The organism is Streptomyces sp. NPDC020898 (assembly GCF_044333925.1).
GTDB lineage: Bacteria > Actinomycetota > Actinomycetes > Streptomycetales > Streptomycetaceae > Streptomyces.
The window spans coordinates 222,134-247,750 of sequence record NZ_JBIRRV010000014.1; the positions used below are offsets into that span (position 1 = coordinate 222,134).

The 25,617-nt window shown below is 71.5% G+C and carries 21 protein-coding genes; 9 read left to right on the forward strand and 12 right to left on the reverse strand.

The genetic code is table 11. From position 1 onward, the window contains the following. Window positions 1–168 precede the first annotated feature (168 nt). From ACH4TV_RS35445 to ACH4TV_RS35465, 5 genes are all read left to right on the forward strand, one after another. Window positions 169–1,077, forward strand: a complete 909-nt coding sequence (locus tag ACH4TV_RS35445; RefSeq protein WP_398405366.1) for an N-acetylglucosamine kinase — start codon at window positions 169–171, stop codon at window positions 1,075–1,077. Window positions 1,078–1,260: 183 nt separating this feature from the next. Continuing rightward, a complete protein-coding gene (locus tag ACH4TV_RS35450; RefSeq protein WP_398405367.1) occupies window positions 1,261–3,195 on the forward strand; it encodes a phosphatase PAP2 family protein in 1,935 nt (644 codons plus the stop codon). Window positions 3,196–3,293: 98 nt separating this feature from the next. Beyond that, complete coding sequence (locus tag ACH4TV_RS35455; RefSeq protein ID WP_398405368.1) at window positions 3,294–5,027, forward strand: ArnT family glycosyltransferase; 1,734 nt, start codon at window positions 3,294–3,296, stop codon at window positions 5,025–5,027. Between the two features lie 47 nt (window positions 5,028–5,074). Next, window positions 5,075–5,998, forward strand: a complete 924-nt coding sequence (locus ACH4TV_RS35460; protein WP_398405369.1) for a MurR/RpiR family transcriptional regulator — start codon at window positions 5,075–5,077, stop codon at window positions 5,996–5,998. Between the two features lie 269 nt (window positions 5,999–6,267). Further along, window positions 6,268–6,657: a hypothetical protein gene (locus tag ACH4TV_RS35465; RefSeq protein ID WP_398405370.1), complete on the forward strand. Its 390-nt coding sequence runs from the start codon at window positions 6,268–6,270 to the stop codon at window positions 6,655–6,657. Between the two features lie 24 nt (window positions 6,658–6,681). Here the strand turns inward: ACH4TV_RS35465 and ACH4TV_RS35470 are convergent, their stop codons facing one another. Next, window positions 6,682–7,338, reverse strand: coding sequence for a peptidoglycan-binding protein (locus ACH4TV_RS35470; RefSeq protein WP_398405371.1), 657 nt, complete (start codon window positions 7,336–7,338; stop codon window positions 6,682–6,684). An 83-nt stretch (window positions 7,339–7,421) separates the two neighbouring features. Next, complete coding sequence (locus ACH4TV_RS35475) at window positions 7,422–8,504, reverse strand: LuxR C-terminal-related transcriptional regulator (RefSeq protein WP_398405372.1); 1,083 nt, start codon at window positions 8,502–8,504, stop codon at window positions 7,422–7,424. 291 nt (window positions 8,505–8,795) lie between these two features. On the opposite strand from ACH4TV_RS35475, the gene ACH4TV_RS35480 reads away from it, so the two are divergent. The 4 genes from ACH4TV_RS35480 to ACH4TV_RS35495 all read left to right on the forward strand — a co-directional run bounded on the left by ACH4TV_RS35480 (window position 8,796) and on the right by ACH4TV_RS35495 (window position 14,517). After that, window positions 8,796–9,824 carry a sugar ABC transporter substrate-binding protein gene (locus ACH4TV_RS35480; RefSeq protein ID WP_398405373.1) on the forward strand — a complete coding sequence of 343 codons (1,029 nt, stop codon included), beginning with the start codon at window positions 8,796–8,798 and terminating at the stop codon, window positions 9,822–9,824. 11 nt (window positions 9,825–9,835) lie between these two features. Next, entirely contained in the window at window positions 9,836–11,764 is a 1,929-nt protein-coding gene (locus tag ACH4TV_RS35485) for an ATP-binding cassette domain-containing protein (RefSeq protein ID WP_398405374.1), read from the forward strand. Beyond that, window positions 11,761–12,741, forward strand: a complete 981-nt coding sequence (locus ACH4TV_RS35490; protein WP_398405375.1) for an ABC transporter permease — start codon at window positions 11,761–11,763, stop codon at window positions 12,739–12,741. Before ACH4TV_RS35485 ends, ACH4TV_RS35490 begins: the two co-directional genes overlap by 4 nt. Window positions 12,742–12,819: 78 nt before the next feature. After that, complete coding sequence (locus ACH4TV_RS35495; RefSeq protein WP_398405376.1) at window positions 12,820–14,517, forward strand: amidohydrolase; 1,698 nt, start codon at window positions 12,820–12,822, stop codon at window positions 14,515–14,517. A gap of 33 nt (window positions 14,518–14,550) precedes the next feature. Here ACH4TV_RS35495 and ACH4TV_RS35500 read toward each other — a convergent pair whose 3' ends face one another. From ACH4TV_RS35500 to ACH4TV_RS35545, 10 genes are all read right to left on the reverse strand, one after another. Then, entirely contained in the window at window positions 14,551–15,390 is an 840-nt protein-coding gene (locus ACH4TV_RS35500; protein ID WP_398405377.1) for a hypothetical protein, read from the reverse strand. Between the two features lie 190 nt (window positions 15,391–15,580). Continuing rightward, entirely contained in the window at window positions 15,581–16,300 is a 720-nt protein-coding gene (locus ACH4TV_RS35505) for a gamma-glutamyl-gamma-aminobutyrate hydrolase family protein (RefSeq protein WP_398405378.1), read from the reverse strand. Beyond that, window positions 16,297–17,787, reverse strand: coding sequence for an aldehyde dehydrogenase (locus ACH4TV_RS35510; protein WP_398405379.1), 1,491 nt, complete (start codon window positions 17,785–17,787; stop codon window positions 16,297–16,299). Before ACH4TV_RS35510 ends, ACH4TV_RS35505 begins: the two co-directional genes overlap by 4 nt. A gap of 113 nt (window positions 17,788–17,900) precedes the next feature. Continuing rightward, window positions 17,901–19,361, reverse strand: coding sequence for an APC family permease (locus ACH4TV_RS35515; RefSeq protein ID WP_398405380.1), 1,461 nt, complete (start codon window positions 19,359–19,361; stop codon window positions 17,901–17,903). Between the two features lie 201 nt (window positions 19,362–19,562). Beyond that, complete coding sequence (locus ACH4TV_RS35520) at window positions 19,563–20,171, reverse strand: TetR/AcrR family transcriptional regulator (protein ID WP_398405381.1); 609 nt, start codon at window positions 20,169–20,171, stop codon at window positions 19,563–19,565. Between the two features lie 44 nt (window positions 20,172–20,215). After that, window positions 20,216–21,061 carry a fumarylacetoacetate hydrolase family protein gene (locus tag ACH4TV_RS35525; RefSeq protein ID WP_398405382.1) on the reverse strand — a complete coding sequence of 282 codons (846 nt, stop codon included), beginning with the start codon at window positions 21,059–21,061 and terminating at the stop codon, window positions 20,216–20,218. Window position 21,062: 1 nt separating this feature from the next. Beyond that, entirely contained in the window at window positions 21,063–21,983 is a 921-nt protein-coding gene (locus ACH4TV_RS35530) for a 3,4-dihydroxyphenylacetate 2,3-dioxygenase (RefSeq protein ID WP_398405383.1), read from the reverse strand. Beyond that, a complete protein-coding gene (locus ACH4TV_RS35535; protein ID WP_398405384.1) occupies window positions 21,976–23,442 on the reverse strand; it encodes an aldehyde dehydrogenase in 1,467 nt (488 codons plus the stop codon). Before ACH4TV_RS35535 ends, ACH4TV_RS35530 begins: the two co-directional genes overlap by 8 nt. Before the next feature lie 126 nt (window positions 23,443–23,568). After that, window positions 23,569–24,381 (reverse strand): acetoacetate decarboxylase family protein, encoded by an 813-nt coding sequence (locus ACH4TV_RS35540; RefSeq protein ID WP_398405385.1) that lies wholly within the window; start codon window positions 24,379–24,381, stop codon window positions 23,569–23,571. Continuing rightward, window positions 24,378–25,589, reverse strand: coding sequence for an NAD(P)/FAD-dependent oxidoreductase (locus ACH4TV_RS35545; RefSeq protein ID WP_398405430.1), 1,212 nt, complete (start codon window positions 25,587–25,589; stop codon window positions 24,378–24,380). Before ACH4TV_RS35545 ends, ACH4TV_RS35540 begins: the two co-directional genes overlap by 4 nt. Between the last annotated feature and the right edge of the window lie 28 nt (window positions 25,590–25,617).

Sequence of the window (25,617 nt, forward strand, 5' to 3'; positions counted from 1 at the left end):
CTGTACTTCGTTAGTTAACTTCCTAACGAATGTCACGGTACTCGCCTGCCGTGTCCGCTCAGAGGCCCGTCCCGGGGCTTCCCTAGCTCTTCCGTACGTCATGTTTTCCCTGCTCCAGACACGGTTCGCCCACCGTCGCAGCCACAGCGCAACGACGAAAGAGGATCCGTGCAGGACTCTCCCTTCCCACGCCCGCTCGTCGTGGGCATCGACGTGGGCGGCACCAAGACACACCTGCGCGCCTGCTCCGGGGACGATCTGATCGCCGATCACGTCCGCCCCAGCAGCGGCTGGCGGCCGCACGACCCCGTGGCCGCCGCCGACTGGCTGGCCGCGCTGGTCGACGGTGCCCTGCCCGCGGGCGCGCGCCCGTCCGCCGTCGCCGTGGGCGGACACGCCTGCGAGACACCCCCTCAGTGCGACCGGATCCGCACCGCTCTGCATCGTCACTTCGACGCGCCCGCGTCGGTCGTCGGCGACGCCGAACTGCTGGTCCCGGCGGCGGGGCTGGACAAGGGTGTCGGGCTGGTGGCAGGCACCGGCTCGGTCGCTGTCGGCCGGCGGCCCGACGGCACTCTCGTCCAGGTCGGCGGCTGGGGCGCCGTACTCGGCGACGAAGGCGGTGCCGCGGGTCTCGTGCGCGAGGCGGCGCGGGCGGTCTGGGCCGCCCATGACCGGGGCGAGGCGCCCGACGCGCTGGCCGAGGGGCTCATGTCCGCCTTCGGGGTCGGTGAAGTACCCGCGCTGGGCGCGGCGCTGGAGAGCGCGACGGATGTCTCGGCCGAGTGGGGACGGCACGCTCCCGTGGTGTTCGAGGCCGCCGCGAGTGGTTCGCTCATCGCCGCAGAGGTGATCGCCGAAGGGGGCCGGTCACTGGCGTCACTCGTCGTGCGCCTCGCCGGTCGCGGGGTCCCCGTCGACGACGTGGTGGTCTCGGGCGGTACTGTGCTCGCTCAACCAGCCCTGCACGACGCTCTGTTGGCGTCACTTGCCATACTCGTCCCCGGTGCCCGGCTGCGGCCGTTGCGGGTGCCGCCGGTGGAAGGTGCCCTGGCACTGGCCCGTTCACTCGTATGACATGTCCCGGTCGCTGAGCAGACTCCGGCCGGACATGGCCCCGCCGTAGATCTTCAGCCGTACGATTCGCCCTCACCGCAGTCCCCATGGGGTCGGCGCGTCTCACGTACTCATCGAGCTCCTGTCGTTCGCACCACCTTCCCTCCTGGCCGCACGGCCGAAGAACCCAAGAGAGGCACGCGCATGCCTGCAGACGGACTCCACTCCACCGCGTTGAACCGGCGGAAGCTCCTCAAGACCTCGCTGGCCGCGTCGGCCGGTCTGGTCGCGGGTCCGACCGTGATCACCTGGGCGAGCGTCGGACAGGCGAGTGCCGCGACGGCCTCCTCGACGACCGGCGCGACGGCAGCCGCCGCGTTCGTCGACGACTACACGACCAACATCGTCGCGAACCAGACGCCCGAGACCAACGCGGTGATCCGGGCCCTCGGCGGCTTCGCCAAGGTGTGGAAGACCGGCGACGCCTGGAACACCGGCATCCCGCTGATGCCCGAGGTGCTGCGTGCCAACGTGCGCTACTGCGCCCGCGTCACCCAGGCGCGCACCGATGCGCAGGGACGGGAGGCGTTCGTCTACGACCGTCAGCACCAGAGCTACGCGATGATCGCCGCCCTGGGCCCGCTGGCCGACCTGTACAAGGCGGGCGCCAAGGCGGTCACGTCGATCACGGCGGCGCCGGACACGACGCCCGCGACCACGATCAGCGACTCCGTTCCGGCGGGCGCCCCGGCCGGATCGGCCCTCGGCGCGGGCTCGTACACCTCGGATCTCGGTCAGGTGGCGAAGCTGGTCGACACGGTGCGCGGCCCGTTCGCCTCCGGGAACCCCGCCAAGTTCGCCTTCCAGTACCCGCGTCCGTGGCGCCTCAACGAGAACAGCGAGGCCGTCCCCACCGGTGCGACCGACGCCCTCGGCTACCCGGTGTACGAGTCCGACGTCGTGGTCGTTCCGCAGCTGCTGCGGCAGCGCAGCACGAACCCGGCCGAGGACGGCGGCTTCCCCAGCGGCCACACCAACGCCTTCCACCTGGCGGCACTGGCGTTCGCGTACGCGGTCCCGGAGCGCTTCCAGGAGATCGTGACGCGCGCGTTCGAGCTGAGCCACACCCGGATCATGTCGGGCATGCACTCCCCCACGGACGTCCTGGGCGGCCGTGTCATGGCCACCGCCCTGGCCGCCGCCGCTCTCGCCGACCCGGCCAACGCCGGCCTCAAGGCCGCGGCGCGCGCCCAGGCCCTCGCCTACTTCCAGGCGCAGACCGGCACGACGGCGGACACCCTGTACGACTACGCGCACCCCGCCACCGGCGACGCGTACGCCGACCGGGACGCGAACCTCTGTGCGGTCACGCCGAAGCTGACGTACATCCTCAACCGCAAGGGCCGCGACCAGGCGCTGACCGTGCCCAAGGGCGCGGAGGTGCTCCTCGAGACGCGTCAGCCGTACCTCGACGCGGCGCAGCGGCGCGCGGTGCTGCGTACGACCGCGCTGCCGGCCGGGTACGTCGTGCTCGACGGCTTCGAGCAGTGGGGGCGGCTCAACCTGTTCGCCGCGGCGGACGGCTACGGCTCCTTCGAGTCCGACGTGACCGTCGCGCTCGACGCGGCGGCCGGCGGCTTCGGCGCTGCCGACGCCTGGCGCAACGACATCGACGGCCGGGGCGGACTGACCAAGAGCGGCACCGGCACGCTCACGCTGACCGGGCACAACAGCTACCGGGGCGGCACGGTCCTCAAGGAGGGCACGCTGGTCTCCTCCGCCGCCCACGCGCTGGGCCACGGCGATGTCCGGGTACTGGGCGGGACGCTGCGGGTGACCGAGCCGGTCCAGCTGCACGGCACCTACGCCCAGGAGTCGGGCGCGCTGGCGGTCACGCTGCGCGCGGGCCGCCGCAAGGAGGTCGTGACGGTGACGCGGCGGGTGGTCCTGGAGAAGGGCAGCGTCCTGTCGCTGACCCTCGACGCCGAGAACCCGCCGGCCGCGGGCAGCGTCGTCTCCGTCATCGAGGCTCCGGTGCTGCGTGGCCAGTTCGACCGTATCGAGCTGAACTCGGACAAGCTGCGCGCCGTGCCCGTCTACACGGCGGACGGTCTGGCGGTACGACTCCTGAAGCGGTAATGCACGCTGCGGGGCGGGAGCTGATGCGAGAGTAGGGCCATGGCCCGGCTCAGGATCGCTCCCGCCACCGCGCGGTCGGCGTCACCGCGGTGCGGCTGATGACACACGATCAGCACACGGTTCCCGCCCCCGGGGCTCCCCTCGTCACGAGGAGCCCGCTCGGTTCTGCGGCCCAGGGGGAGGTGCTCACCGGACGGGCACGGCTGTCCGCCCGCCTGAGACACCGCCGCCGCCTGCTGATCCCGCTCGCCGTGGCCGTCCTGCTCCTCCAGATGGCCGTGGCGATGATCACGACGGCGGTGGAGCAGACGCCCACCATCGACGAGCCCGTCTACGTCGGCACGGCAGCCGTCTACCTCCACGAGCACAGCCTGCGCCTGAACCCCGAGCACCCGCCGCTGGGCAAGCTGTTCATCGCCGCCGGGGTGGCCGCGGCCGGTCCGCACGTCGACCGGGCCTACGACGGCGACCAGAGCCGTGTGGGCCGCCGTCTGCTCTACGAGTCCGGCAACGACCCCTGGCGTCTGATGCTGTGGGCGCGGCTGCCGGTGATCGCGCTGACGCTGCTCTTCGGGCTGGTGGTGTTCTCCTTCGGCCGTGAACTCGCCGGTACGGTGGGCGGGTTGGGGGCGCTCGCCCTGTACGCGTTCTCGCCGGACATCGTCGCGCACGGCTCGCTGGCCACCCTCGACGTACCGGCGGCCGGGTTCGTGCTGACGTCGGTGTGGCTGCTGTGGCGGGCGAGTCGGCGGCCCCGCCTGTACCTCCCTCTCGCCGGAGTGGCCCTCGGGGCGGCCGTGGCCACGAAGATGAACACTCTCGCCGCAGTCCCGGTCCTGCTCCTGCTGGCCGGCCTGTCGGTGTGGCATGCCCGGCGCACGGCGGCTCCGGGAGCGCGCCTGCGGCCGCTCGCGCGGGCTGCCGTGGGCGCGGCCCTGGTGGCGGTGATCGCGGTGGCCGTCGTCTGGGCGTCGTACCTCGTCGTCGATCCCCGGCTGCGCTGGACGCCGTCCTCCGGCGAGGTACCGGTCGTGCACGGGCTGCGGGGGCTGGTGACCGGCCTGCTGCCCTTCCCGGAGGCCTACCGCGACGGGATGCGGGTGCAGTTCGGCTTGGAGAACGCGCACTGGGAGGGCTTCCTCTTCGGGCGGCACTACGAGGGTTCCCTCTGGTACTACCTGCCGGCCGCGCTCCTGGTGAAGACGCCACTCGGCACGCTGGCGCTCTGGACGGCGGGCACGGCCGCTTTTTTGACGATCCGTCACTTTCGGCCCGTCGCACCGTACTTGCTGCTTCCGACGGCCGTGCTGCTGGCCGCGGCCATGGGCGGGCAGCGGGACTTCGGGGTGCGGTACGCCATCTTCGTTCCGATGTTCGGCGCGGTGGCGGCAGTTGGGGTCCTCGCGCTGCGAAAGCGGTGGGTGCCGGTCACGGCGGCCGCGCTGCTCGCGTTCGTGGCGGTGAGTTCGCTGCGGACGTTCCCGTTCTATCTGCCGTACGCCAACGAGGCGTTCGGCTCGGCGGCGAGGGCGCACGAGCGGCTGCACGACTCCAATGTCGACTGGGGGCAGGACCTGGGCCGGCTCGCGGACCGGCTGCGGGACCGGTACTCGGGTCAGCGGGTCTGGCTGGTCTACAAGGGCAGCGGGGTGCCGTCGTACTACGGGATCCACGGGTCCGATCCGCGCAGCCGGCCCGAACGGAAGGTGCGCGGGCTGCTGGTGGTGTCGGACTCGTCGGTCGCCAAGGCGGAAGGGCGACTGGCGCGGCTGATCCGCAGCAGCCGCGAGGTCGACGAGGTCGGCCACTCGATCACGATCTTCCGCCGGTGAACGGTGGGCTATGTTGACTCGCTGTGGGAGACGAACGAGGCACATCGGTGCCATCGCCGCAGCAGGCTCGCGCCCAGGCGTCCGCGATCACCTCGGGGAAGACGGCCCCGGAGGTGGAAGCGGCGCCGACCTCCCGGCTGCGGGACCTGTTCGACGGGCCCCGGCTCTCCCCCGGGCAGCGGCGCATCGCGCAGTACCTGATCGAGCACATCACCGAGGCGGCGTTCCTGTCGATCACGGACCTCGCGGACCGGGTGGGGGTGAGCCAGCCGTCGGTGACGCGGTTCGCGGCGGCCGTCGGCTTCAGCGGCTACCCGGCACTGCGCGAGAGGCTCCAGGCCATCGCGCTCAGCACCCTCGCGAACGCGCCGGGCACGGCGGAGGAGAACCGGAGCAACGAGCTCCAGGCGGCGGTGGACGCGGAGATCGCGAACCTGGAGAACCTGCGGCGGGACTTCGCCGACCCGGACCGGGTGATCGAGGTCGGCCGGAGTCTGTCGCGCTCGACTCCGCTGACCGTGCTCGGCCTGCGCATCTCCGGATCGCTGGCCGAGTACTTCGCCTACGCCGCCCGCCGTATCCACCCCGACGTCCGGCTGGTGACCCGGGGCGGCAGCACCGCCTATGACGCGCTCCTCCAGTCGCGGGAGGCCGGCGGCACGTGGGTGCTGGCGTTCTCGATGCCCCGGCACGCGCAGGAGACGCTCACCGCGGTGCAGGTCGCCCGGCGGGCCGGGCTGCGGGTGGCCCTGGTCACCGATCTGGCGCTGGGTCCGCTGGCCGACGAGGCCGACGTCGCCTTCGCCACCGGGACGGGCTCACGGCTGGTGTTCGACTCGTACGCCGGGCCCGCCGTGCTGTCGGCGGCGCTGCTCCAGGCCATGACGGACGCCGATCCGGAGCGGACCCAGGGGCGCCTGGAGGAGTACGAGCAGAGCGCCGACCTGCATCAGTTCTTCCTGAGGGACTGAATATCCCGTTTTGTGCATGAATTTTTTCATACTTCTTGCAAACCGGACGGCATATATAAATACTTCTCACGGATCGCGACCCGGTGGGACTCCGGGACACGTTTCCACTGCCCTGCACACCCGCTGCCGCCGTCTCCTACCCGCGTCGGCGCCGTGGGCGTGCAGACGGGTATCGCCTGCGCGAACGCCCGTTGCGGCCCCGGCCATCCCCTAGGCCGGGGCCGCTGAATCCCGTCGCACCACCCTGTCGACGCCGCACTCCCGGAGCGATGACCATGCCTCTGATGTCCACGATCGCCACGCGGACCGGCCCCGACTGGCCGTGTCAGGTCAAAATCCCCGGCAGCTACGACTGGGAGCGCTCGGCCGTCAGATGGCTGCGCGAACTGGTGCCGACGCGCTACGCGGGCTATCCGACGCTGATCCGCCACCCCGTCCTGCTGGCCCGCCACGCGCAGATCCAGGTCCAGCACGAGATACGGGTGGCCCGCACCGCCCTCCAGACGGCCCGCGCCGACCTGCCCGGCCTCGGCCTGAGCGAGTCGGTCATCGAGCACACGATCAAGATGTACGCCGCCGAGGTGCTCCAGCTCCAGCACATCGCCCGCAGCATCCGCGCGGTCACCCAGGCCCTGGTCGACACCCACGCCGCCCGCTGAGCCGCGGGGCCTCCCAAGCGGTGTTCAGGACGCCGTACGGGACTCCAGGTCCTTGCGCGTGTCGTCGCCGTAGACGCCGTCCTCGTCGCCGCGGATGCCGTACCAGAGCTGGAAGCGTGCGACGGCCTCGGTGAGGGTGGTGTCGTAGCTGCCGGTCGTGGCGCCGTTGTCGTAGACGTTCGGGATACGCAGCAGCCGTTCCTGGAGTTCGGTCACCTCGGGGCCGCTGGCGCCTTCCCGGAGGGTGCCGGGGCCGTCCGGGTCGGCCGGAGCCTGCGTCGACGGAGCGGCGGTGGGGATGCCGGAAGGGGCCGGCCGGGCCTCCTCGCCCTGGGCGTCGCCCGGGAGCAGCAGGGCCGAGCCGAAGCCGACGAGCGCCGCCGCGCCCACGGCGACCACGACAGCGGCGCGTCGCAGGTTCGGGCCGAACCCGAAGCGCTTGGCGGGCCGTAGCGCCCGTGTACGCCTGGCGACGGGCGGCAGCTCCTGTGTCACATCCTCGGCGCCACGCGCCGGGCGGGGCAGGGGCACGGACTCGTAGCCCTCGTTGCCTGTGGCCAGCGCCTCGTCGTGCTCGCGCATCAGCTGTGCCAGCGCCTCGGTACGGCGGCGGCGCAGCACCCGCGTCGGCTCCAGGGTCCGGCGGCGCTCCGGCCGGCCCGTTTCGGGCGGTGTCGACACTCCGCTCCCCTTCCCTGCGCATTCCTCGCGTACGGCGATGCCGTCAGCTCCTTGGAGTGATACGCGGTCGGGGGCCGCCGGGTTCAGCGCGACGGGCGGACGTTGCGGGAAGCACGGCGCCTGTCGCCGCTGTCGCTTCGGCCGCTCCGCTCGACGAAGTGGCCGAGGTGGTCCGGGGCGGGGCGCAGCAGGCCGTCGCGGACGGCGAGGGCGGTGGCCTCGGCGCGGGAGGCGGCGCCGGTCTTGCGGAGCAGATGCTCGATGTGGCTGTGCACGGTCCGGGGGGACAGGAACAGGGCCTGGGCGATGGCCTGGTTGGTCTGCCCGGTGGCTGCCCGCGTGAGCACTTCCAGCTCGCGCGGGCTGAGCCCGTACGGCAGTTCGGTCGGGGTCTCGTGGACCAGTACCGCCACCGCCGGGCCGGTCAGGCCGGGGCATGTCGTGTGCCGGTGCAGGGAGATGCGGTGCCACGTACCGTCGAGCGGCCACAGCAGCCGCAGCCGGTGGCCGCCCGTCTCGGCGAAGGCGCGCAGCAGCGGCCGGAACTCCTCGTCCGTCGCCGCCCGTGCGTGTTCCCGCCCCGGCAGGCCGATGCTCCCGCTCTCGGCGACGAGGCTCGCCGCACCCTCGGGCGGCAGTCCGTGCAGGTCACCGGTGCGTGCCGTCGGGTCGGCGAGCGCGCCGAACGCGGGCAGGACGGAGGCGAGGAGGTGACGGGCCTCGGTGTCGTAGGCGTCCGGGTTCTGGGTGGAGAGGTTGATCAGGCCGACGAGGCGTCCGTCGTGCCGGAGCGCTCCGGTGATGGCGTCGCGCAGGCCGGCCGGGCGGACCCGCTCGGCATAGAACCAGCCGTTGCGGAAGCGCTGCCCGGGGTCGGCGGCGTCCTCGGAGATGGAGGGCGGCACGTCCTGGCTGACGACGTTGCGGTACCAGGGGGTGCCGATGAACTCGGCGGCCAGCGCCTGCGAGTTGGCGGCGGTGTAGCCGATGCCCGCGACCTGGACGTGCTCACCGGTCAGCGGGTCGATGGAGAGCAGGGTCGCCACGTCGAGGGGCAGGGCGCGGCCGAGTTCGTCCAGGGCCTGGGCGCAGGCCGACACCGTGTCGCGTTCACGCGTGAGCATGCCGATGCGGGTGGCCGCCGCGATCTGGTGGTGACTGAGCATGCGCGCCTCCGGGACTGCCCGGGAGTGAACCAGGAGTGAAGTCGTTTGGGCCCTAACGCTAGGGGTACGGCCCCTGTCCGGCAAGGCGTTCAGCACGACGTGACCGGATCGGTCCCGGCCCGGACGGTGGTCGGGACGCGGTCCGGACGCGGTCGGTATTTGTACGGATGGTGCCGCGACGCCCCGGGGTCTTTCCTGTTGGGCACAGCCGGTCCTCCCGACCGGCAGCGCCGCAAGCCCCCTCGCAGCCCGCCCTCCTCCGGCGGGCACATCCCCTGGGAGAGCACCGCCATGATCACATCCCGGTACGCCGACTCCGCGGCCTCGCGCAGACAGTTCCTCGCCTGGTCCGGCGCGACCGTCGCCCTCGCCGCCGCCGGCTGTTCGGCGCCCGGCAGCAACACGGCGTCGTCGGGTCAGAAAGCGGCTGACCGGTCCAGTGAGCCCCTGACGAAGATCGGCCTGGACTATCCGTTCACCCAGATACCGCTCTACGCCACGCTGGTGAAGCTGTCCACGGCCGCCGCGAAGAAGCACGGGGTCTCCCTGCTGACGACCAGCGACGGCAGCAGCGCCGACACTCAGGCGACCAACCTCACCACCTGGGTCGCCCGGAAGACTCCGGCGATCGTGTCGTTCCCGATGGTGTTCGAGGCCGCCGAGCCGATCGCCAAGGCGGCCTTGGACGCGGGCCTGATCTGGGTGACGTACGGCGGCACACTCGAGAACCAGAGCGCCGACATCCGGTTCAGTTTCCGCGAGGGCGGCACGCTGCTCGGCGAGGCGGCGGCCAGGTGGGCGCTGGAGAACCTCGGTGGCAAGGGCAAGGTCGCCTTCCTCACCGACAACACGATCGAACTGGGCCGCGAACGCACCAAGGGCATGGTCGACGCCTTCACCAAACTGGCGCCGGGCGTCGACGTGGTCGCCCAGGAGCAGGCCATCGACCCGGACACGGGCCTGACCAGGACCAAGGCCATCCTGGCCAAGCACCCCGACCTCAACCTGGTCCTCGGGGTCACGGACTCGGCCGCGTACGGCGGATACAAGGCGCTGGAGCAGACGGGGCGTGCGAAGGACGACGCGAAGACGTTCGTCGGCGGGCAGGACGGGGCGGCACCCTCGCTCCTCGCGATCAAGGCAGGCACGTTCTACCGTGCCTCCGCCGCCCTCGCCCCGCAGGACATCGCGAACGCCATCGTGGACGTGCCGCTCGCGGTCGCCGCGGGCAAGGCCAACCCGGGCGTGGAGGTTCCGATCGCGCTCGTCGGGCCCCGCGACACGGCGAAGATCGACGCGCTGCTCGCCCAGAACGGCTAGGGGCGGACGTCATGACGGAGGCGAGTCTCCGGATCCGCGGACTGACGAAGTCCTTCGGCGGAGTCCGGGCACTGGACGGCGTGGACCTGACCGTGCCGATGGGACAGGTCCACGCCTTGCTCGGCCACAACGGCGCCGGCAAGTCGACGCTCATCAAGTGCCTGGGCGGGGCGTACCCACCGGACGCGGGCACGATCGAGGTCGGCGGCCGGGCGTACGAGCGGCTGAGCCCGCGCGAGTCGATCGCGGCGGGCGTGGCGATCATCTTCCAGACGCTGAGCGTGGTCGACGCGCTCACCGTCTCGGAGAACATCTTCCTCGGCCAGGAGTGGACCCGGTACGGCCGGATCGACCGCCGCGCCCAGGAAGAGGTCTCCGCCGGACTCCTCGAACGGGTGGCGGCGACCTGCTCACCACGCGACCGCGTGGGTGAACTCCCCATGGGGCAACGCCAGTTGGTGGAGATCGCCAAGGCGCTCGGTCGCAGCGCGTCGGTCCTGGTCCTCGACGAGCCCACCGCCGCCCTGTCCACCACCGAGAGCGACGCCCTGGCCGAACGGGTCGAGGACCTGCGCGCCCAGGGGCTGGCCATCGTGTACGTCACCCATCTGCTGGGCGAGGTGGAACGCCTCGCGGACGCGGTCACCGTCCTGCGGGACGGACGCGTCGCCCATCACGCGGTGGGCGCCGGGCAGAGCCGGCGGGAACTGGTCGCCGCGATCGCGGGCCGACCGGCAGAGGCCGGGGACAACTCCAGGGACCGTCGCGCAGGCGCCGGCCCCACCGGGGATCGGGGTGCTGACACCCCGCCGAGCGGCGCACGCTTCCCCGGCCCCGAGCGCTCCGACTCCCACCACTCCGGGGTTCCCGACAGCCAGGTCCCTGATCACGCGGGTCCCGGGGGCATGCTCCCGCCGAGCGGCGCACGCTTCCCCGGCCCCGAGCGCTCCGACTCCCACCACGGCGGAGGTCCCGGCAGCCAGGTCCCTGATCACGCGGGTCCCGCGGGCATGCTCCCGACCGGCGGGGAGCGGGTTCCGGCCGGTACTTCAGCACCCGGGGCCGGCGAGCCCCGCACCGACACCACACCCCGCGTCACGTTCTCCCCCGTCACTTCGGTGGCGCGGGGTGTGGGCTCACCGGCCGACGGTCTGGTCCTCGACGGGCTACGCGGACCCGGGTTCGGGCCCGTCACGCTCACCGTCCGCGACGGCGAACGCGTCGCGCTCCACGGGCTCATCGGCTCCGGCCGTACGCGCATCCTGGAGACCCTGTACGGCAGGCGCCGCGCGTCCGGCGGCACCGTGCGCGTCGGTGACCGTACCGTCGCCGCCGCCCGGCCCGGCGACGCGCTGGACGCCGGGATCGCCCTCGTACCGGCCGACCGGCGCAGACAGGGGCTGTTCCCGACGCTGAGCGCCCGGGACAACGCGCTGCTTCCCGCGGTGCGCCCCCTCTCCCGGTACGGCGTACGGGCACTCGGCGCCGAGCAGCGGGTGTTCGACGCGCTGGCCGCCGCGGTGGGCCTGCGTCCGGCGCGGTCCCGGCTGCCGGCGGCCGCGTTCTCCGGCGGCAACCAGCAGAAGCTGGTCCTCGGCCGGTGGATCAACGACACCCGGGACCTCCGTGTGCTGCTCCTCGACGAGCCGACCCAGGGCGTCGACGTGGGCGCCCGGCAGGAGATCTACCGGGTCGTGCGCTCGCTCGGCACCGACCGGGGCACGGCCGTGCTGTTCGCGTCCAGCGACCCGGAGGAGATCGTCGCGCTCGCCGACCGCTGCCTGATCGTCGCCGGGGGCCGGGTCGTCGGTGAGCTGTCCGGCGCCGAACTCACCGAGGAGGCGCTGCTGTCAGCCGTGCACGACGCCTCCGACAACGCACCCGCAGCCACATCCGCACCGGCACTTGAGCAGTCCGTCCCCGCCGAAGGAGCAGTATGACCACCGCCGACTCCGTCCTCGTGCGCCCGCGCGCCCTCGCCGCGGGCGGTCTCGGTACCGTGCGGCGGCATCCACTGATCGTCGTCCTGGCCGTCATGGTGCTGGTGTTCCAGGTGTCGACGGGGAGTTTCCTCGACGCGGCCAACCTGCGCGGGATCGCCACCGACGCGGCCACCGTCGCCATCGTCGCCGTGCCCCTCGCGCTGCTGGTGATCAGCGGGTATCTCGATCTGTCCGTCGGCTCGACCCTCGCCCTGGGCGGGCTGGTCGCCGGATGGCTGGCCGGGCAGGGGCAGTCGCCGGTCGTCGCCGTGCTGGGCGGGCTGGCCGCCGGGGCGGCGGTCGGTGCGGTGAACGGGGTGCTGTGCTGCTACTTCGGGCTGTCGGCGTTCATCGTGACGCTGGGCATGCTGACCGCCGTACGCGGCCTCGCGCAGCAGCTCTTCCCGTTGCCGCTCAGCGGGTTCGGCTCCGGGTTCGCCTGGCTGGGCGGGTCGCGGATCGCCGGCGTCGCGGCGCCGGTCGTCATCGCCGCGGTGGTGCTGGTCGCGGGCGCGCTGTTCCTGGCGCTCACGCCGGCCGGGCGGCATGTCTTCGCGATCGGTGTGAACCGGGAGGCCGCGTATCTGTCGGGTATCAGCATCCGGCGTACGCCCTTCGCGCTCTTCGTCGTCACCGGGGTGGCCGCCGCGCTCGCCGGGGCCATCAAGGCGTCCGTGCTGGACAGTGCGGTCGGCGGGACCTCGGGGGCCGGGTTCGAACTGACGGTGCTGACCGCCGTGCTGCTGGGCGGGGTCGCGCTCACCGGCGGTTCCGGGTCCGTCCTCGGGGTGCTGCTGGGGGTGCTGTTCCTCGGCAGCCTGCAGAACGGGCTGACGCTGCTCGACGTACCCACCTTCTGGCAGCAGATGGCGCAGGGGACCGCGCTGGTGGCGGGCGCCGCGCTCGCGCACTTCGCGCCCCGGCCAGGCCGGTGAACCCTTCGCTCTTCCCTTCCAGGTGTGAACACCGTTGACCACTATTAATGCCGTGAACTCTGCGAAAGAGGTTTCCGCGTGAGCGACAGCGCTCCCACCCTGATCCTGACCGGCGGTCAGGTCCTCACCGTCGACGGCGACTTCACTGTCGCGGAAGGTGTCGCCGTGCGCGGCCGGGACATCCTCGCCGTCGGGTCGGACACCGAGGTGCGGGCCCTGGCCGGGCCGGACACCCGGGTCGTCGAGCTGAACGGCCGCACGGTCCTGCCCGGCATCAACGACTCGCATCTGCACGGGGCCGCGTACGGGATGACGAAGCCGCCCTTCGCCGTCGACGTCGGCCATCCGGGCGTGCGGTCGATCGCCGACATCGCCGGTGTCGTGGAGCGGGCCGTGCGGGAAGCGTCGGCCGGTGAGTGGGTGGTCGGGCTGGGCTGGAACCCGGGGTATCTGGCGGAGTGTCTCGCCGATCCGCGGCGCTTTCCGGACCGCCGGGACCTGGACGCGGTCGCGCCGGACCACCCGGTCTGTCTCACCGACTTCTCCTCGCACATGGTGTGGGTCAACAGTGCGGCGCTGCGTGCGTGCGGAATCGACGCCGGCAGTGTGGCGCCGGCCGGCGGGGTCATCGACCTCGGGCCCGACGGGCAGCCCACCGGCATCCTGCGCGAGGCCGCCCAGGGGCTCGTGCAGGCCGGGCTCCCCTCCCCCACCGTCGCCGAGCGGCGCCGGGCCATCCAGGGGGTGGTCGGCGAGATGCACTCGCGCGGGATCACCAGTTACACGGAGCCCGGTCTCGGGCCGGGCGGTGCCGGCACCTTCTTCGGCGGGCTGAGCACCGACAACTGGACGGCGTACGCCGAACTGGCCGCGAGCGGTGAACTGGGCGCCCGGATCAGCGTGTTGCTGCTCCCCGCGCCGATGGGCGGTTCCGCCGACGACGTACGCAAGGGGCTGGCCGAGCTGAGCCGCCCCGAGTCGGCCGACCCCCGGCTCCTGAACGCGATCGGCGTCAAGATCTTCGCCGACGGGGTGCCGCCGAACCGTACGGCCTGGATGAACGACCCGTATCCCGAGGGCGGTCACGGCGCCCTGTGTGTGCACGGGGCCACTCCCGCGCTCCAGGTGGACGAGCTGCGCGAGATGATCCGGGTCGCGCACGAGGCCGGTTTCCAGCTCGGCGTGCATGTCACCGGCGACCGGGCGATCGACACCGTCGTCGACGCGTTCCTCGACGCCGATGCCGCCGCGCCGCGCGCCGACGCCCGGCACTACGTCATCCACGGCGACTTCATCGGCCCGGACAGCCTGGCGAAACTGGCGGCGCACGGGTACGGGGTCAACATGAACCCCGCCATCAAGTGGACGATCTCCGACCTGATGGACGAGCTCGTGGGACCCGTGCGGTCGGCGTACCAGTGGCCGGTGCGGTCCGCGGTCGAGGCCGGGGTGCGAGTGTGCGCCAGCTCCGACGCGCCGATCACCGAGCCCGACTGGCGCCAGGGCGTGGCCGCGATGCTGCTGCGCGAGTCGAAGGCCAGCGGCCGCCCCAGCGGCCCCGAGCAGTGCGTGACCCTCGCGGAGGCGCTGCGCGCCTACACGGCCACCCCGGCCTGGCAGGACTTCGCCGACGACTGGAAGGGCACGATCGAGCCGGGCAAGGTCGCGGACCTGTGTGTCCTGGACAGGCCGCTGCTCGGCATCGACCCGCACGACATCACCGGGGTCGAGGTGGACCTCACCGTTTTCGACGGGCGCGTGGTCTTCGAACGCTGAGGATCCTGGGGAATCCTGAAGAAGCTGGGGATGTCAGGTGCCCGGCGCGGTGTCGAGGAACCGGGCCAGGGACGCCTTCAGCGCGGCGACGAACTGATGCCGGGTCTCCTCACCGAGAGCGTCCAGGGACAGGTACGGGTTGAGATCCTCCAGTTCGACCAGGAGGAGTTCGCCGTCCGGGGCGCGGCAGGCGTCCACCCGCTGGATGCCGTGGCCGAGACCGTTCCAGTCGATGAAGTCCTGGGCGAAGCGGAGGTCGGCCGGGGTGGGCCGGTACGGCTCCAGCTGCCAGCGCCGGTCGGTGTGCGGGGCGTACAGGGCGTACTGGAACTCGTGGTCGACGAAGCAGAACGAGACCTCGTACGTGAAGTCGATGCGCGGCTGGACAAGGACGGTCCCGTCCGCCAGGCCGCGCAGGCGGTCCTCGGGGACGATCTCCAGGCCCATGGAGTCCGCGCCCAGCTTGGGCTTGACCACGTAGGCGTCGGCCTTCGGCAGGCGGTGCAGGTCCTCCGGGCGGTCGACCGTGGGGATGACCGGGTGTCCCGCGGCGGACAGGTCGACGAGGTACTGCTTGCCCGCCATGTCGGCCTTGCCCGTGAGCGGGTTGTAGACGCGGGTCCCGGTGGCGGCCGCGCGTACGCGGAAGTCGTCGTACGCGGCCTGGTACTCGAGGACCGGCCCGCTGTTGCGGACCACTACGGCGTCGAAGGTGTGCATCAGCGCTGCCGCGTCCAGCGGGTGGCACAGGGCGAGGTCGAAGTCCTCACGCAGGCGAGAGGTCAGGTAGATGTCCTCGTCGCAGTAGCGGCGACCGCGCGCCGGGTAGGACAGGTCGGTGACGTACAGGAGCTGTGGGCGGGCGGACGGCATGAACTCTCCCTGGAGGACTGTCAAGCAGGTGGCGAAGAAGCTGCCGGCGAGCACGGCGCGGGCGGCCGTGGCGCCGAGGACCACATTGTGCCGCCACAGCTGAGAGCCGGCGCACGACGGTGTCGCCGTCGACGTTCAGGTCCACCTTCGTGCCCTCCCCCGGCCTTGTCCGTTCTGTCGTCGCCCCGGCTCAGACACGCTCCCGGGCGGCGGTCACCAGCGCGTCGAAGAGTCCCTGCTGTGCCGGGTCCTCGTGTGCGGTGTCCTCGGGGTGCCACTGGACGGACGTGAACCAGTTCCGGGTTTGCGGGAGTTCGAGCGCCTCGATTGTGCCGTCCACCGCCGTGGCGACCACTTCCAGGCCGGCGCCCGGGCGGTCGACGCGCTGGTGGTGGTAGCAGGAGGCCTCCGCCTTCTCTGTGCCGACGACCTGTGCCAGCAAGGAACCCTGACGGAGCGTCACCGGATGTACCACGTGCCGGTGTTCGCGTGCCGGGCCGCCCATGTCCTGGTCGAGCGTGCCACCCAGGGCGACGTTGACGACCTGGAGGCCGCGGCAGATCGCAAGTAGCGGAATGTCCAAGTCGAGTGCGCTGCGGGCGACTTGGAGGTCGAAGGCGTCCTGGAGGTCGTCGACGTCGTACACCGTGTCGTGGGTGTCGGCGGCTCCGTAGCGGTGCGGGGCGAGGTCGCCGCCGCCGGGGAGCAGGACACCGTCGAAGCGGGCGAGGCGGGCCGTGACCTCGGTTTCGGTGCAGTCCGTGGGATGGATGCTCGCCGGTTCACCGCCGGCCCGCCAGACCGCCTCGATCAGCGCGCGGGCGTTGACCTCGGCGGCGTAGCGCAGTGCGGACGTGGAGGCGGCGAAGCGGGCCGGGATCGCGATCAGTGGTCGCACGCGCGTCGTCACAGCTGGATCCAGGTGGTCTTGAGCTCGGTGTACTTCTCGATCGCGTGCGCGGACTTGTCGCGCCCGTTGCCGGACTGCTTCATGCCGCCGAAGGGGACGGTCAGGTCGCCCTCCTCGTAGCAGTTGACCCAGACGGTTCCGGCTTTGAGGGCGCGGGAGACCTGGTGGGCGGTGGTCAGGTTCGAGGTCCACAGGCCGGCGGCGAGGCCGTACTCGGTGGCGTTGGCCAGGCGTACCGCCTCGTCCACGTCGTCGAAGGTGAGGACGGACAGGACCGGGCCGAAGATCTCCTCGCGGGCCAGGCGGCTGCCGGGGCCGACCCGGTCGAAGACGGTCGGTTCCAGGTAGGTGCCGCCCGTGCTCTCCAGGACCCGGGCACCGCCGGTACGCAGCCTGGCGCCCTCCTCCGCCGCCGTCCCGATGTGGTCGAGTACGCGGCCCAGGTGGGCCTCCCCGACCAGCGCGCCCATCTCCGTGGCGGGGTCGAGGGGGTCGCCGACCCGGAGTTCGCGCGCCCGGCGGACGATCGTCTCGGTGACCTGCTCGGCGATCGAGGAGTGGACCAGGAGCCGGGAGGGGGCGGTACACATCTCGCCCTGGTTGAAGAAGATGCCCCAGGCGGCGGTGGCGGCGGCCTTCTCCAGGTCGGGGGCGTCGGGAAGGATGATGTTGGGCGACTTGCCGCCCAGCTCCAGCCAGACGCGCTTGAGGTTGGAGTCGGCGGAGTAGCGAAGGAAGTGGCGGCCGACGGCCGTGGAGCCGGTGAACGCCAGTACGTCGACGTCGGGGTGGAGGCCGAGCGCCCGACCGGCCCCCGGTCCGTCTCCGGCGACGACGTTGAGGACGCCCGGCGGCAGCCCTGCCTCGGTGCCGAGCCGGCCGAGCAGCAAGGCGGACAGCGGGGAGTTCTCCGAGGGCTTGAGCACGACCGTGCAACCGGCGGCGAGCGCCGGGGCGACCTTCCAACTCGCCAGCGTCAACGGGAAGTTCCACGGCACCACCGCGCCGACGACGCCCGCCGGTTCGCGGGTCACGAGGGCGAGCGCGTCGGGGGCGGTGTGCGGGGACTCGTCGGTGAGTTTGTCCGCCAACTGCCCGTACCAGCGGAACGTGTTGATGGCGGCGCGCAGTTCGATGTCGTGCGCGTCCGTGATCGGCTTGCCCATCTCCAGGGTCACCGTCAGGGCGAGCAACTCGCGCTGTTCTTCGAGGAGTTCGGCCAGCCGCAGCAGCACCCGGCCGCGTTCGGCGGGCGCCAGGCGCGGCCACGGTCCGGTGTCGAAGGCCCGGCGGGCGGCGGCCACGGCGGCGTCCACCTCGGCGGGCCCGCCGTCGGCGACCTCGGCCAGCACCTCACCGTCGCGCGGCGAGACGACGGCGAAAACGGCACCGCCACCGGGCTCGTCCCGGCCGTCGATGTGGTGCGCACCGGACACCACCGGCGCCTTGGCTCGGCGGAGCCACTCGTCGTGGGTGACAGGCGACATGGCAGGCCTCCAGAACAGATGGATGTGCGGGGACGGTTCGGAGCAGCGGATGGAAAGCGCTGCCGTGCCTCCGGAGCGACGGGGGCCGCTCCGGAGGCAGGCGGGCGGCCGGGTCAGGCGTCGGCAGCCGGTACGCGCGGGCGGGTCAGCCGGGCTGCGAGGAGCCCGAGGGCCATGACGGCCGGGACGGTCAGCTGCAGCCACAGGGCGGTGTCGCTGTCGCCGCCGATGAGGGTGGTGAAGTTGTCGAGGATCAGCCAGACGGCGCCCGCGACGGCGACCGTGGCCAGGCCCGGGGCGATCATCGTGTTCCACAGGCGGGTGTCCAGGCGCTCGCGGCGGAAGAAGACGATCACGGATACCGAGGTCAGCAGGTACAGGAGCATCATCCCGAGGACGGCGACACCGCTGAACCAGGAGAAGAGCGTCAGCACGGGGTCCTTGCCGGCGAGGGCGAACGGCACCACCAGGGCCACCGCGACGGCCGTCTGCACGCAGCCCGCCACCCAGGGCGAACGGCGGCTGTTGAGCGTACAGAGGCGGCCGGGGAGCAGCCCGTCGCGGCCCAGGGAGAACAGGTAGCGGTTGGCCGAGTTGTGGAAGGTGAGGAGGCCGGCGAAGAGGGAGGTGGCCAGGAGGACCGGCAGGACGTCGTTGACCCAGTCGCCGAACTCGGCGGCGATCGGGGCGAAGACGAACGCCGTCGAGTCGCCGCTCTCCAGCGCCTTGCCCGCCGCCGCGACGGCGTTCGAGGCGCCGTGTGCGGAGACCAGCATCCAGGAGGTCAGGGCGAAGAAACCGACGACCACGACGATGGCGAGGTAGGTGGCCCGCGGGACGGTCTTCTTCGGCTCGCGCGCCTCCTCGCCGTAGATCGCGGTGGCCTCGAAGCCGAACATGGACGCCAGGGCGAACATCACGGCGATGCCGGGCGCGCCCTGTGTCACGGCGCTCACGGAGAACGTGTCCGAGATGCCGAGCCCTTCGGGTCCGCCGCCCTTGAAGAGCATGACCAGGCTGAAGACGAGCAGGATGCTGAACTCGGCCAGGACGAAGACCGCGAGCAGTTTGGCGCCCATGTCGATGCCGGTGACGCCGAGCAGCTGCACGAGAGCCATGGTGGCCAGCGACCACACCCACCACGGCAGGTCGAGACCCGTGTGCGTGCCGACCAGGCCGTTGACGATGGCGCCGTACAGCCCGTACATGGCGGCCTGGATGGCGCAGTACGCGAAGAGCGCCACGCCCGCGCTGCCGGCCCCGGCGGTCCGTCCGAGACCTTTGCCGATGTACGTGTAGAAGGCGCCCGCGTCGACGACGTGCCGGCCCATGGTGACGAAGCCGACGGCGAAGAGCAGGGTCACCACACCGACCAGGACGTAGGCGCCGGCGGTGCCGGGACCGTTGCCGATCGCGACGGAGATGGGGACCGACCCGGCGATGCCGGTGAGCGGCGCCTGGGCGGACAGGACGAGGAAGAGGATGCCCAGCACGCCGAGGGCGTTGGGCTTGAGCTTGCCTGCGGTGGATGCGTCCCGCGCGGTCTGCTCTGGGGAGACCGTCTGACTGTCCACTCGGATCACCTGCCAGGGGAAGAGGGGAAATCGTTTCAGGCCAAACGAGTTGCCTCATGGTGGGGTGGAACTATCCGTTTGGCAAGGGGTCGGGCACGCTGATTCCGCTACCGACGGTTTTCCTTACACGGTCGTAATCAGCGGCCGGTCGTCAGCCGTCGTACGCCTCGTACGGAGAGTGCGCGCCCGGGCAGGACGGGCTCAGGCCTCGCCGTTCCGGTCGGCGGCCAGGAGCCGCAGGACGTTGCGCAGTTCGTCGAGGGCGTCCTCGATGATCTCGCGCTCGCCGAACACCAGTTGGTGCAGGACCAGGCCTTCCAGCGTGGCGAAGACCATGCGGGACAGGCCCTCGTCGACCGGCCCGGGCAGCATCTGGGAGAGTTCGCGCCGGGTCGCCTCGAAGTACTCGTTGTCGTACAGGGCACGCAGGTGCGGGAGCAGCTCGGGCCTGCGGCGGGACTCCAGCAGCAGTTCGTACTGGAAGGCCTGGAGGTCGGGGCCGCTCTCCACCATCTCCGTCAGCCCGGCCGAGAAGTCGGCGGCCCTGCCCGTACCGGGTTCGAGGTCGCTGCTGGTCAGGGAGGAGCGGATGGCGTGGGTGAGGGCCTCCTCGATCAGCGTGTCGCGCGAGCCGAAGTGGTGTACGACGAGCCCGTGGGTGACCCCCGCCTCCTCCGCGACCGCCCGGTACGTGAGCTTGCGGAGCCCGCCGCGGGCCACCACCCGGACGGCGGCGTTCAGCAGGGCCTCGCGGCCGGCTCCGTAGGTCACGCGCTTGCGGGGGCGGCGCGGGGCGGCGGGCTCGGTCATGCCCGCGACCTTACCCGCGGCCGTGATCCTGCCCGTGGCCATGGTCAACGCCGCGGCGCCCGGATGCCGCGGAACTCCCAGTCGCCGCCCAGCGCGGTGGACAGCACCTCCTCGGACTCGGTGGGCTGAGCACCGACGTCGGCGCGGATCGGGGTCGGGCCGGTGACGATGTGGTTCGTCAGCCGTCCGAGCCCCTCGACCTCGACCTCGACGATGTCGCCGGGCTGGACGGGCCGGGAGCCCGCGGGCGTACCGGAGAGCAGTACGTCACCCGGGTAGAGGGTGATGGTGCGGGCGATGTCGGCGACGAGGTAGTGCATGTCCCACTCCATCTCGTCCGTCGAACCGTCCTGCACCACCTCGCCGTTGACGTACGTCCGCAGGTGCTTTCCGTGGAAGTCCCAGTCGGTGACGAGCCCCGGCCCGAGCGGGCACAGCGTGTCGGAGCCCTTCACCCGGAGCATCGACCCGGCGTCGGTGTCGCGGAAGTCGTGCAGGCCGTAGTCGTTGGCGACGGTGTAACCGGCGATGTACTCCCCCGCCTCGGCCTGCGAGATGTTCCGCGCGGTCTTCCCGATGACAATGGCGACCTCGCCCTCGTAGTTGAGCCACTTGCAGCCCTCGGGGCGGACGATCGCCCCCTTGTGGGAGTTGAGGGAGGAGGTCGGCTTGTGGAAGTAGGTCGGCGTGGGGGTGAGCCGGATCTGGAACTCGTCCACCCGGCTACGGTGGTTGAGATGAACGGCGACGACCTTCGACGGCACGACCGGCGGCAGATGCTGCGCCTCCTCCACCTTGACCCGGCGGCCGTCTCCGGCGACGAGTTCGTCACCCTCGACGGTGACCTGGACGGCGGCGCCGTCGAGCAGGATGCGACGGTATTCGGGCATGTCAGGACTCCTGTACGGGGGTTCGGGGGGCGGTCCAGCCGGCAGCGGGGCGGTCGAACCAGAGGTGGACCTGGCCGGTACCGACGGAGTTCTCGTACGCGCCATACTGGCGGGCGGGTGCGGTGCAGGCCTGTTCACCGAGGGCGCCGGCGAGCATCAGGTAGTGGAAGAACTTCGCCTCGGGCTTGTGCTGCCAGAACTCCGGCATGGTGTCGAGGACCTTGTCGTGGCGCCCTTCCTTGAACCAGGCGATGCGCTCCTCGTCGGCGGCGCGGGCCTCCGGCGTGAAGATGTGCGCCGGGTCGCTGGCCTCGTGGTCGCGGATCTGGCGCAGCGGCCAGAACGTGTGCGAGAGGGCGCCGGAGGCGATGACGAGGACCCGGCGCCCCGGAGTGGCGGCGATACCGTCGGCGAGGGCCCTCCCCAGCCGCAGATGGTCCTCCATGTCACCGGTCTGGCAGACCCCGATGGTCACCCACCGCTTGTCGGGCAGCCCCTCGCCAAGGAACTTCCACAGGTTGATCGTCGCGTAGTAGACGGGCAGGTACTCGTCGTCGATCGGGGTGATCCAGGTGCCGTGTTTGTCGGCGAACTGGGCGATGTTGTGGGCGAGTTCGGGGTCGCCGGGATAGTCGTACGGCATCCTGCACATGCCGCGCGGCAGCTCCTCGGAGGTGAAGAGGCCGGCCCGGCGCTGCTGGCCGCTGACGACGAACTCGACGGTGGTCGCCCAGTGCGAGTCGAGGACGACGACGGTGTCGTAGTCGTCGGCGGCATCGCGCTCGAACACATCCTTCCTGAGCTGACGCAGTCCGGTGACGAGGGTGATCTCCTTGCCCTCGTTCAGCTCCAGCCGGTCAGCCTCAGGTAGCACGATGGTGGGCACATGGGCGAGCAGGCCCGCCCCGACGATCTCACCCATGGTTGATCCATCCGTTCGGCGCGGTGACGGTGTTCTTGACGTCGCAGTAGAAGTCGAAGCTCCAGGTACCGCCCTCGCGGCCGACCCCGGAGAGCCGGGAGCCGCCGAAGGGTGCCTGGAGGTCGCGTACGAAGAAGCAGTTGACCCAGACCGTGCCCGCGACGAGCCGCGCGGTGACGCGTTCGGCGCGGTCGGGGTCGCCGGTGACGAGGGTCGCGGCGAGGCCGAAGCGAGTGTCGTTGGCGAGGCGGACGGCTTCGTCCTCGCCGGCGAAGGTCTGGAGGGTGAGGACCGGCCCGAAGACCTCCTCCTGGACGATCTCCGAGTCCTGGGCGACCTCGGTGAGCAGGGTCGGCGCGTAGTACTGGCCGTCCCCGTCCGCGCGGTGCCCGCCGATGAGAGCCCGCGCACCTGCTTCGACGGCCCGCTGCACGAACCCGTCGATCTTCTCCAGCTGACGGGGGTGGATGTTGGGGCCCAGGTCGGTGGCTTCGTCGCGCGGGTCGCCCTGCGTCAACCGCGTTGCCTTGTCGATGAATCGCCGGGTGAACTCGTCGACGACCGACTCCTCGACGAGGATGCGGGTCGCCGCCAGACAGACCTGGCCGGCGTTGTCGTACTGCTCCACCGCGAGGTCGACGGCCAGCTCCAGGTCGGCGTCCGCGAACACCAACAGCGGGGATTTTCCGCCGAGTTCGAGACTGAGCGGGGTGAGGTTCGCGGCGGCGGAGGCGGCGATGTGCCTGGCGGTCGGCACGGACCCGGTGAAGCTGATCCGGCGTACGTCCGGGTGCGAGGTGAGCGCGTCGCCGATCTCGGACCCGTATCCCTGGACGACGTTGAGGACACCGGCCGGCAGTCCCGCCTCGGCCGCGATGTCGGCCAACAGGGACGCGGTGAGCGGGGACCACTCGGCGGGCTTGAGGATCACGGTGTTACCGGCGGCGAGCGCCGGGGCGACCTTCCAAGTGGCCAGCATCAAGGGCGCGTTCCACGGGGTGATCAGAACGCTCGGGCCTGCCGGGTCCCACGAGACGTGGTTCGTGTGTCCGCGCGTCTCGAAGTCCTCGTGGTCCAGCTTCAGCAACCAGTCCGCGAAGAAACGGAAGTTGTGCGCCACCCGGGGCATCACACCCCTGCGGTGCGAGCGGAGGAGGGCGCCGTTGTCGTTGGTCTCGACGATCGCCAGTTCTTCGATCCGCTTCTCCACGCCGTCGGCGATGGCATGGAGGACACGGGCACGTTCGTCACGCGAGGTCGCGGCCCAGACAGGGAAGGCCGCCTTCGCGGCGGCGACAGCAGCGGAGGCCTCGACGGGCCCGCCACGAGCGATCTCCCCGAGGGTACGGCCATCGATGGGCGAGGTGTCGGTAAAGGTGGCGGCGGATGCGACGCGTTTCCCGCCGATCCAGTGCCGGGTGTCGACGGAAACTCCGGCGACGATGAGTCTTTCGGACATGAAAGGGCTCCAATTAAAGGAAGTTGGGCTGAACCGACCTGCTTCTAGGGGCGCGGGGCTGTGACATTTGCGGCTCCGCCGCGTGGGCGCGACCAGCCACACACAGCCCGCACAAACCCACCGACATCAAGAGGCACCCACCCCCGAAGTCCCCGACTCCAACAACCGCCCGCCATCCCAAACGACGCCAACCTGCCGGTAATACGCAGCAATAGGCTCACGAATCTCCAGCCGAGCCAGCTCCTCCGTAGGCGCGTCAAACAACTCCAACGACGCCTCACCAACCCACGCCTGCCCACCCTCGAACGACGCCGCCCCCGACTCGATCAACTCGTCCAGAGCCAACCCCTTACCGCTCTCGATGGACGGCAGCCAGCGATGATGGGCCATGGGATGCCCGTTCACGAACCCGTTGGTCGCCGAAGGCTCCCGCAAAGTCACCACCGCCTGAGCCAACCGCCGGTCCGCCGCAGCAAGCGTCGCGCCGAACCTCGCCCCCGCCTCAACCCGCGGAGCGGGCCCGTAAGGATGCGGACGCGTCTGATGGATCGACCCGAGCTTCTTCGGATACCCCTGGTGCAGCCCACGGGCGATCGCGAAGTCCTTGTCGACCCAGATGTAGACGCACCGCGAGTACGTCTCGCCCCGGTACTTGCACCGGACGACCGCGAACGCCTCCTTGTACTGCCCCCGCACGGGATCCAGCAGCTCGTCCCCAGCCGCCGAGCACGACTGCCAGTCGGCCCAGATCATGGCGACGGCGCCCGGCTCCTCGTCGGCCAACTCCAGTGGCTCGGGGAGCAGTTCACGCACCCGCGAGGGATCCGTGCGGTACTCGATCGTCAGCAGGTCGCCCGAGTAGCGCCAGGGCGGCGACGGGATGAGCGACGAGGCGCCGCTCGCCGTCTTGGGGTGGAAGAACCCACGGGGACCGGTCACTTGGAGGCTCCTTGCACAGGGAGAACGGGCTGCTTGAGCAGTTCGGCGCGATAGCGGGCGGCCTTGGTCGCCGTGGCGGGCCCGCCGAGGGCGACGACCCCGACGAGCCGGCCGTCGGCGTGGTATCCGACGAGGACGTCACCCGCCGGGTCGCCGTCGAGGACACGTACGTCGTCGATACCGAGCACGGGCGCCCCGAAGGACTGGAGCCGGAAGTCGTGCTGGTCGCTCCAGAAGGTGGGCAGCGGCGCGAAGGGCGCCAACTCCCCTCCTTCGCCCGCGAGATGGGCGACGAGAGACCTGGCAGCGTGCTTGGCCGTATCCGTCGGGATCGACCAGTGCTCGACGCGGCGGGGTACGCCGTCGTAGCGGGCGTTCGGGAAGCGGGCCACGTCGCCGACCGCGACGACCTCCGGGCGCCCGCCCACTCGCAGCCACTCGTCGGTGAGCACACCGTCGCCGAGATCGACCCCGTTGCCGTCCAGCCACTCGACGTTGGCGACGGACCCGACCGACTCCACGACGACGTCGGCGGGCAGGACCGTTCCGTCGCCGAGGACGACGCCGGTGACCCGGTCGTCGCCCTCGAATCCGGCGACCCCGGTTCCCAGTGCGAAGCGCACCCCGCGTTCCTCGTGCCGGGTGAGCAGCGCGCGGGCGAGGAGTTCACCGAGGGGGCCCACCATGGGCAGGGGCAGCGGATCGACGACGGTCACCTCGGTGACGCCGAGCCCGACGGCCGTGGCGGCGACCTCGCAGCCGATGAATCCGGCGCCGACCACGACGACCCTGACACCGGGCCGGGTCAGCTCGTCGCGTAGACCCTGGGCGTCGGCGAGGGTGCGTACGGTGTGCCGGCCGGCCTGCGGGCCGGCGCAGCGCAGCCTCCGGGGGCGCATTCCGGTGGCGACGACCAGACCGTCGTACGACAGGGTCGAACCGTCGTCGAGGTCGACGGTTCGCTCCGTGAGGCGGGCCGTGATCGCCTTCGTACCGAGGCACCACTCCACGTCGGCCGTCGACGCCTTCGGGGTGAAGGCCAGGGACGCGAATGAAGCCTTGCCCGCGAGTACGCCCTTGGACAGCGGAGGGCGGTTGTAGGGCATGTGGGGCTCGTCGCCGACAACCGTGACGGCCCCGGTCCAGCCTGCCGCGCGCAGCTGCTCGGCGGCGCGGAGCCCGGCCATCGAGGCGCCCACAACGACCACGCGCCCCACGGGCGCACCCGGAGAGTCG